General features: G+C 62.2%; 7 protein-coding genes. 4 read left to right on the top strand and 3 right to left on the bottom strand.

Features of this window, described 5'->3' with window-relative positions; all coding sequences use genetic code 11:
- Window positions 1-212: 212 nt before the first annotated feature.
- The 3 genes from R3F00_RS17910 to metK all read right to left on the bottom strand — a co-directional run bounded on the left by R3F00_RS17910 (window position 213) and on the right by metK (window position 5556).
- Complete coding sequence (locus R3F00_RS17910; RefSeq protein WP_371280247.1) at window positions 213-3113, bottom strand: hypothetical protein; 2901 nt, start codon at window positions 3111-3113, stop codon at window positions 213-215.
- An 83-nt stretch (window positions 3114-3196) separates the two neighbouring features.
- Complete coding sequence (locus tag R3F00_RS17905; RefSeq protein WP_371280246.1) at window positions 3197-4243, bottom strand: hypothetical protein; 1047 nt, start codon at window positions 4241-4243, stop codon at window positions 3197-3199.
- Window positions 4244-4359: 116 nt separating this feature from the next.
- Window positions 4360-5556, bottom strand: a complete 1197-nt coding sequence (metK, locus tag R3F00_RS17900; RefSeq protein WP_371280245.1) for a methionine adenosyltransferase — start codon at window positions 5554-5556, stop codon at window positions 4360-4362.
- Between the two features lie 303 nt (window positions 5557-5859).
- Here metK and ribH point away from each other — a divergent pair, with 303 nt between their 5' ends.
- Genes ribH through R3F00_RS17880 form a run of 4 tightly spaced genes read left to right on the top strand, consistent with a single transcriptional unit; the run spans window position 5860 to window position 8262 of the window.
- Window positions 5860-6324 carry a 6,7-dimethyl-8-ribityllumazine synthase gene (gene ribH / locus R3F00_RS17895; RefSeq protein WP_371280244.1) on the top strand — a complete coding sequence of 155 codons (465 nt, stop codon included), beginning with the start codon at window positions 5860-5862 and terminating at the stop codon, window positions 6322-6324.
- Window positions 6321-6782, top strand: coding sequence for a transcription antitermination factor NusB (gene nusB, locus R3F00_RS17890; RefSeq protein ID WP_371280243.1), 462 nt, complete (start codon window positions 6321-6323; stop codon window positions 6780-6782). The genes ribH and nusB overlap by 4 nt, the downstream gene beginning before the upstream one ends.
- A gap of 20 nt (window positions 6783-6802) precedes the next feature.
- Entirely contained in the window at window positions 6803-7774 is a 972-nt protein-coding gene (gene thiL, locus R3F00_RS17885) for a thiamine-phosphate kinase (protein ID WP_371280242.1), read from the top strand.
- Window positions 7771-8262, top strand: coding sequence for a phosphatidylglycerophosphatase A (locus R3F00_RS17880; RefSeq protein ID WP_371280241.1), 492 nt, complete (start codon window positions 7771-7773; stop codon window positions 8260-8262). The genes thiL and R3F00_RS17880 overlap by 4 nt, the downstream gene beginning before the upstream one ends.
- The last annotated feature ends 12 nt before the right edge of the window (window positions 8263-8274 follow it).

The following is an 8274-nucleotide window of genomic DNA, read 5'->3' as shown; positions in this document are numbered from 1 at the left end:
AACCCTCGCCCGTCGCTTCCGAGCACTGCAAGGCAAAATGTTTTTGTATGAAACGACGGCCTGGACGTGATGCTCTTGATCCGGGCGAGGAAAATTCTAGCAGTTGATGTGACTGGGGAACATGGCAGTCGGCATGGATCGGCTCCGTTGCCGGGCAAAAAAAAACGGGCCGCAGAGCGGCCCGTTCAAAGGATCTCAGGTTGTCTGCCGGTTTACGGCGTGCAAGCCCTGACGACCAGGTTGTCGATGTAGAAGCCGGTCGGATTGGTAGCAGCGACCGTATTCGCGTCGGACAAGGCGCGGAAGCGCAACTGGACGCTTTGGCCTACGTAATCATCCATGTCGACGATGGAGTTGATGGCTCCCGGCGGCGTATGGCACCAGACCATGAGGCCGGCGTTCGGCAGGTTGCTGGCGGCGATACCGTCGTACGGATCCGTGTACAGCGAATTGCCCTGGACGTAGGTGAACGCGCCGGCGCCCACTTTGACGTCGAGCGTGGCGTTATCGTAGCAGCCGGTTGGGCCGTCATCCTCGAAGTTGTGCCAGGTGTCGTAGATCAGGAACGTGGCCTGCGAGTTGGCCGGAATCGCAATGCTTGGCGAGACCAGTCCGCGATCGCTGGTAGTGGCATTGTTCGGGATTCCCCAGACCGTGGTTGTCAGGCCGCTGCCGGCCGGAGCAGCCAGCTGGCTCCAGTTGGTCGCGCCCGTGCCCACCGTGGTCCAGCCATTGACACCGCCCTGGAAGTTGTCAGCGAAGACATTCGTGGCAGTGGTGCCGCTCGGGCACTGGCCGATGATGCCGGTGTCGAAGCGGAACACGACAGACGTGGCGCCCGCGCCGCAGTAGTTGTTCGGCGTGATGCGCCAGTAGTACGCCGTGGACTCGTTCAGGGCCGGTGTGACCTTCCAGGTCGTGCCGGAAACCGTTGCCGTCCTGACGATGTTCGCGAACGCGACGTCAGTAGCTATTTCCACGGTGTAGTTCAGTGCGCCGGCAACCGCACTCCAGCTCAGGGTTGGAAGAACCTTGTTGCCGGTCGAGTTGTTGGCCGGCGAGACCAGGCTCGAAGCCCCGGTTGCTGCAGCGGAGACACCGAGCTCAAGCGGCAGGGAGCGAGTCAATGGACCACTGACACCGGATACTGCGAACGAATACTCACCTGCCGCGATCGTCGCGCCGTTGGTCAGGGTCAGCACGGTGGTGCCCGCGCCAACGACAGGATCGACCGTGAAGTTGGGCGTGGTGCCACCCGGGATGCCCGGAGTCGCGAACGCGACCGCGCTGTTGAATCCGTTCAGTACACCAACGCGCACGTCCCAGGTCGGATCGGCATCCGTAGCCGAGCAGACTTCCACGCGAGCCGGCGTTTCGGCGACCAGGGCGAAGTCCGGATCACCGCAACCGGCGAAGGTGAACGAGCAGACGCGCGTGCGCCAGGAGGCGCCCGATGTCGTGGCCAGGTATTCGGTAGTGAAGTAGAAGCGGCACTGGTCGACCGGATCGACGCTCATCGAGGAATAGTCGCCCCAGCGACCCGAAGTGCTGGTCTGCGAGCCGGTAGTTCCGGGCGTGCAGCTGACTTCGTCACGCATGGTGCCGGGCGGGTCGGACGGTGTGCGCCCGGTGATCATGATCTTCGGATTCAGCGACGCGCTCGACTTCGAGTAGCCCAGGCCGATGTTGCCGCTGCCATCGACAGCGATGCCGCCCATCCAGCGTGAATCGCCGTCCGGGGTGAAGTTGCCCTGGTCGATGACCGTCTTGGTCATCTGGGTCGGTGGAACCGAATTCGGCAACTCCGGGCCTTCATAGCCGTGACCAAAGATGCGATCGACTGTCGTGATCGGGAATTCGGCGCCCGGCTTCAGGTTGAAATGCATCCAGCGCACGCCAGCCTGGCCGCCGCCGCCCTGGATGACGTGGTTGATGACCAGGGACATGCGGTTGGGGGCGGTGGCATCGAATGCACGGGCCGTGGCGCGATACATCGTGTTCGAACCGAACGCATCAAGCTGCTGTGCCGTTCCAAGCTGGGGAATGGCGCCGCCATACGGGACGAAAACGTCGGAGTCGATGAATGTCGGCGGATTCGTGAATACGGTATTGGCCGGAGTTTCCCAGTCAAGACACATGTCCCAGAACCGGTACTGCGCGGTACTGAACTCGAAATGCACGAAGGTCGGGCAAGCACCACCCGCCGCCGGCTTGAGGCCGCTCAGGTGAATGGGCTGGACACCGTAGGCATCGATTCCCGAGAAGCGCACAACCGCTGCGCTCGGGTCGCCCACCAGCATCTTGTTGCGCTCAAGCGCGATCAGCGAAGCGCCCTGGAAAGTCTGGGGGCTGCCGCCGAAATCGTGAGTGATCAGGGTGTAGGCGTTCTGAGCCGTGGACTCTTCGGTCCACACGCCCATCTTCGGATAGTCGCCAAAGATCGGCCACTGGAACTCGTAGCGGTAATAGCTACCGAGCGGGTCGGACGTCGTCGAAACGGCAACGCACTGTGCAAACGGGGCGCTGGTCACGAACTGGCTGATGACCCAGCGCTTGGCCTGTGCGTCCCAGAGTGCGGTCGGATCACCCGAATTGGTGGTTTCGCACTTGCCGCCGAAACCGACATAGAACGAGTTGCCAGGCGTGGAGCCCTGCACGACGGCGCCCGTGGTCTTGTTGTAGACGGCCCAGTGGCTGTTGACGGTCTGCAGGTAGTGAACATCGCTGACATCGCCATTCGTGTCCGGAGGCAGACAGCCGCCGCAGGCGGTTGCCTGAGTCAGCGCATCATAGGAAATGTCGACGGGAGGTGCGGATACGCCCAACGGCGCGTTTTGGGACTTCGAGTAGTCTGGCTCGAAAAGAGTCGGGTAGTCGGAGCGCTTCAGCAGGATATTCGGAATCTCGAATGGCGAGCTGGTCGTGCCTACCGGTTCGGACGGCGGCATCATGCGAATGATGTCGCGCATCGGAGCCGAAACGTCGGCGCGCACGGCATACCGGACTTCGGGAACCTGATTGGGTGCCGCAACCGTATTGGCTGCCTGTGCGGTGGATCCGAGTGCAAGCAACGCTGCTGCACCCAGGGTGGTCAATCGGTATCGCAAATACATGTTGAAGGCTCCTCATCAAGATACGGTTCGTTCTTGCTCTTCAACGCACGGATCAAACCAGAATCCGCCGTCAATGTTTTCGATCACTCGGTTCCTTGCTCATGCGCGGCATTTCCAGGCGGTTGCCGATCGAGGCGGCGCATTTGATCGTCGAGATATGTGCGGGACCCGGCATTCAGGGATGGATCATTCAGGACTTCCTCTACCATTTCCCGTTCCTGATCAGGGAATTTGTTCCCGATCAGCGCCAGAGACCTTTCCCGAAACAGAGGTTGCGGGCTGCGCAGCCAACGAATGAGTGAGTCTCTCGGCAACTGCACTTCGGGCTTCTCGACTACTCCAAACGCAAGCAGAACGAGCCCAGTCGGGTCCCAAGCCCCCTCAGGGTATCCGTCTAGCGGCGTAGTTGCCAGTACTTCCTTGGCTTCTGGCTGCCACCAGGTTCCGTACAGGGAGGGATAGAGGAATGCAGCCTGGAGCAGAACGCGGCGGGTCTCGGTGGTAGTTTCCGGATTCGCGGCAACGCTGCGGATCTGCTGCCTGTCCTTGTCATCGAGCAGCTTGCCCAGATCGGCATCGAGCGCGATCTGTGCCGCAGCGAGACTCCTGAGCTGAATGTCATCCCTCTTCAGGGTCTTCAGGAGCAGGTCCAGAAGGGCTCTGGAATCCCGTTTTTCCTCGGTGTTCGATGCGTCGAGGATCTTCCTCAGGTCGCGCGTGTCCCGGAACATGGCCGGCTCAAGGCCGAGGCTGGTGATGATCGTGGCGCCTTTCTTGTTCAGGACCACGCCAGCAGGCGCGCGCTTGTCACGCTCGATCAACCCGTAGGCGAAGACATAGCGTTCGCCCATTTCGGCGTTCTTCATGGCGGGGAAATCGGCAATCAGGTCGACCAGCTCGGGCACGTCATCGTGCCCGCCAAAGACCTTTTCGCGCTTGAAAACGATGCGGTTGGGCGGGTTTATCTCGCTGACCGTCCCGACGACGAGTCTGTTCTTGTCGGAAAACAGCATGTGCAGCGGGGGTTCTACGGTGCCGGCCAGCGCCAGAGGACAGATCCAGGCCAGGCCAATCAGGGCTGTTGCGAGAATATTGCGCAGGGAAAGGGAGCAGAATCGAATTATTTGCATACAGGTTCCGGAAGTCTTGCAGCGGCCAGATTGGCCTTCGCCGAGACGACCAGACTAAAACATGCCTGCTGCCGGGGAAACCCGCTGGCTTCCCCGGCAATCGTGCAGAAGCTCAGTCAGAGCTTGGCGTCGGCCTTGAGTGCTTCGGCCTTGTCGGTCTTTTCCCACGAAAAGGCCGTGAACGAGCTGCCATCGGCAAGAGTGACGACTTCCGGAATGCGACCGAAATGGCCATAGCTGGCCGTGCGCTGGTACATCGGGTGGACCAGGTCGAGCATCTTGATGATGCCGTACGGCCTCAGGTCGAAATGCTTGCGGATCAGCTTCTCGATCTTCGCATCGGCGATGCGGCCGGTGCCGAACGTGGTCACCGAGATCGAAGTGGGTTCAGCGACACCGATCGCGTAGCTGACCTGAACTTCGCAGCGGGCGGCAATTCCGGCCGCAACGATGTTCTTGGCCACGTAGCGGGCGGCGTAGGCAGCCGAGCGATCCACCTTGGACGGATCCTTGCCCGAGAATGCGCCGCCGCCGTGGCGGGCCCAGCCACCGTAGGTATCGACAATGATCTTGCGTCCGGTCAGGCCGCAGTCGCCGACCGGTCCGCCGATGACGAACTTGCCGGTCGGGTTGATGTGGAACTTGGTGCCCTTGTGCAACCACTTGGCCGGAAGCACGGGCTTGAGGATGTATTCGCGCACGGCTTCGATCAGGTCCTTCTGCTTGACCGATGGATCGTGCTGGGTCGAAAGGACAACGGCGTCGATGGCGACGGCCTTGCCGTTCTCGTAGCGCAGGGTGACCTGCGACTTCGCATCCGGGCGCAGCCACGGCATTGGCGAGTTCTTCTTCTTGCGCACCTTGGCCTGTTGCTCGACCAGGCGGTGCGAGTAGTGGATCGCGGCCGGCATGAACTGGTTGGTTTCATTGGTCGCGTAGCCGAACATCAGGCCCTGGTCGCCGGCACCCTGGTGCTCGGGCTTCTTGCGATCCACGCCCTGGTTGATGTCCGGGGACTGCTTGCCGATCAGGTTGAGCACGCCGCAGGTCTCGCCATCGAACCCGACCTGCGAGCTGTCGTAGCCGATGTCGAGAATGACCTTGCGCGTCAGCGTTTCGAGGTCGATCCAGGCGCTCGTGGTGACTTCGCCGGCGACGATGGCGACACCGGTCTTGACCATGGTTTCGCAGGCAACCCTGGCACGCTTGTCCTGCATCAGGATGGCGTCGAGGACGGCATCGGAAATCTGGTCTGCGACTTTGTCGGGATGGCCTTCGGAAACCGATTCGGAGGTGAACAGGGTGCTGCTCATTTCGGCAACTATCCTTCTATGCGGATGGAGGGATGAACGGGCCGCGAATCATACACGGGTGTTCGGGGATTTGCAGGGTAGCAAGACCGGGTCCACAAGGGCCAACGCATCGCACAGCAGAGGGTGCGACGCGCGTGAATGACGGAATCCGGTCTCCGGCCGCCGCAGCGAGGCGGCGAGTCGGTCGTGGCTAGCGGGCAGACGTCTCCTTTCATGGTTCCTGCCTGAAGCGTCTGTCGGCTAAACTGCGCGGCCTCGGGCAGCTTTCCTGCGCTGGCCGCCCAAATCTCCGGCCGACCTTTCATGACCGTCTTCAGCGGAACCGCCCGCGCGACCCCGGATTCCAGAATCGCCCTCGTCGCGAGTCGCTGGAACCCGCGCATTCTTGACGCACTGGTGGATGGTGCACAGCGGGCCTTGCGCGAGCACGGGCAGGCCGCGGAGGATATCGAGCTGTTCCGCGTTCCAGGTGCCTGGGAAATTCCGGTGCTGGCGGCGCAACTGGCGAAGTCGCGCAGATACGCGGCAATCATCGCCCTTGGCTGTGTGATTCGTGGGGATACTCGCCACTATGAACATGTCGCCGATGGCTGCGCTGATGGATTGATGCGCGTCGCCGTCAAGTACCGGCTGCCCGTACTCAACGGGGTGCTGGCTGTCGAGAAGCATGCCGACGCCGAGGCGCGCGCAGGTGGCGCCCACGGCAACAAGGGAGAAGAGGTCGCACTGGCCGCCCTGGAAATGATCGATCTCTGGAGACAACTGTGAATCATCCCAATCGCCCCGAGGGCGTCGACCTGGCCGCGCGCTCGCGTTCGCGCCGGCGTGCCCTGCAGGCCATCTACGCCTGGCAGGTAGGCGGCAACCGCATGATCAAGGTGATCGAGCAGTTCCGTCACGAGCAGGACATGGAAATCGCCGATCTCGAATACTTCGAAGATCTGCTTCGCGGCGTAGAGAAGCATCTTGCCGAGCTCGACGCCGGCATTCGCCTGCATATCGATCGGGAAATATCAGAGGTCGATCCGATCGAGCGCGCGGTAATGCGCATTGGCGCCTACGAACTTCGCTTTCGGCCCGATGTGCCCTATCGCGTGATCATCAATGAGGCGCTCGAGGTGAACAAGCGCTTTGGTGCCGATCAGGGACACACCTACGTCAATGGCGTGCTCGACAAGCTCGCCGCGCAATGGCGTGAAGTCGAGTTTCGCAACAAGGGCCGCTGAACGCGGAGCAGGCTGCGCGCATGAGCGAGTTCGACCTGATCGATATCATTCGGCGCCACGTCGGCGCAGCGCGCAGCGACGTGCGCACCGGCATTGGCGATGATGCTGCGGTGGTCAGCGTGCCGCCGGATCACGAACTGGTGATCTGCACCGATACGCTGGTTGCCGGAGTGCATTTCCCGGACAGCACGGATCCGGCCGACATCGGCTGGAAGGCGCTGGCGGTCAACCTGAGTGACCTTGCCGCGATGGGCGCGTTGCCTGCCTGGGCGACACTGGCCCTGACCTTGCCGGAGCCCGACGCCCGTTTCGTCGAACGACTCATGCAGGGCTTCGCGCAGCTCGCGAACGAACACCAGATGGCCCTGATCGGCGGCGACACCACGCGCGGACCGTTGACCCTCAGCGTGACCGCGCACGGGATTGTGTCCACGGGCCAAGCGCTGCGACGCAGCGATGCGAAGCATGGCGAGGTGGTGTTCGTTACCGGAACCATCGGTGACGCAGCCGGTGGCTTGCGCATCCTGCAGTCGGCAAACCCCAACGCTGGAAATCCGGGCCCCGACGAGCAGGTGCTTGTTGCGAGACTGAATCGTCCTCAAGCCCGGGTCGCCGCCGGCATCGCGCTGCGCGATCTGGCCAGCGCGTGCATCGACATTTCCGATGGGTTGCTGGCAGATCTGGGCCATGTCGCCACGAGCAGCAAGCTCGGCATCGAAATCGGCGAGGACTGCCTGCCCATGTCGTCAGCGCTGCAGAATTGCTTCGATGCCGAAACTTGCCGGGACCTGCAACTGTTCGGCGGCGACGACTACGAGCTAGCCTTCACGATCGCCGAAGCCAGGGCCGACAGCATGCGTGCGACGATGGAGAAACTGGGCTGTCGTGTCTCGAGGATCGGACGCGTCATCGAGGAGCCTGGCATTCACGTGCTGGACCGCGACGGCCGGCGCCGCGAAACGTCAAGCAAGGGATGGGATCATTTCAGATGAAGCTCGATGCACAACAGCGTCGCGCCGTCCTCGGACATCCGGCAGGCTGGATAGCCAGCGGATTCGGGTCCGGACTCAGCCCGTTTGCCCCGGGCACGGCCGGCTCCGCAGCGGCCCTGATTCCGTGGCTGTTCATGCGAGAGCTGTCCCTGGGCGTCGTGGCGGTCCTCATCGTGCTCGCCTTTGCGATGGGCGTCTGGGCATCCAATGTCGTGATCGGTCGACTGCGCATCAGCGATCCCGGCGTGATCGTCTGGGACGAGTTTGTCGGCCAGTGGATCACCCTGCTGCCCTTGCTGATCTGGCCAGCGCACTGGGCCTGGATTGTTGCCGGGTTCTTCCTGTTCCGCTTGTTCGACGTGTGGAAGCCGTGGCCATGCTCCTGGGCGGACCGGCGGGTCAAGGGCGGATTTGGGGTGATGCTCGATGATGCGCTGGCGGGGGTTTATGCGGCCATGGCTCTCGCCGTACTGGTGCACTTTTTCTGATTTTTCTGGCGT

This window comes from Dokdonella sp. (genome assembly GCF_041395345.1).
In the GTDB taxonomy this organism is placed as follows: Bacteria; Pseudomonadota; Gammaproteobacteria; order Xanthomonadales; family Rhodanobacteraceae; genus Dokdonella.
The sequence above is the reverse complement of the archived record's forward strand: the minus strand, read 5'-3'. Positions and strand labels throughout refer to the sequence as shown.

Bases quoted from the DNA above. Each gene is read 5' to 3' on its own strand.
- R3F00_RS17905 (WP_371280246.1), bottom strand. From the start codon at position 4,243: ATGCAAATAATTCGATTCTGCTCCCTTTCCCTGCGCAATATTCTCGCA.
- R3F00_RS17910 (WP_371280247.1), bottom strand. From the start codon at position 3,113: ATGTATTTGCGATACCGATTGACCACCCTGGGTGCAGCAGCGTTGCTT.
- metK (WP_371280245.1), bottom strand. From the start codon at position 5,556: ATGAGCAGCACCCTGTTCACCTCCGAATCGGTTTCCGAAGGCCATCCC.
- thiL (WP_371280242.1), top strand. From the start codon at position 6,803: ATGAGCGAGTTCGACCTGATCGATATCATTCGGCGCCACGTCGGCGCA.
- R3F00_RS17880 (WP_371280241.1), top strand. From the start codon at position 7,771: ATGAAGCTCGATGCACAACAGCGTCGCGCCGTCCTCGGACATCCGGCA.
- ribH (WP_371280244.1), top strand. From the start codon at position 5,860: ATGACCGTCTTCAGCGGAACCGCCCGCGCGACCCCGGATTCCAGAATC.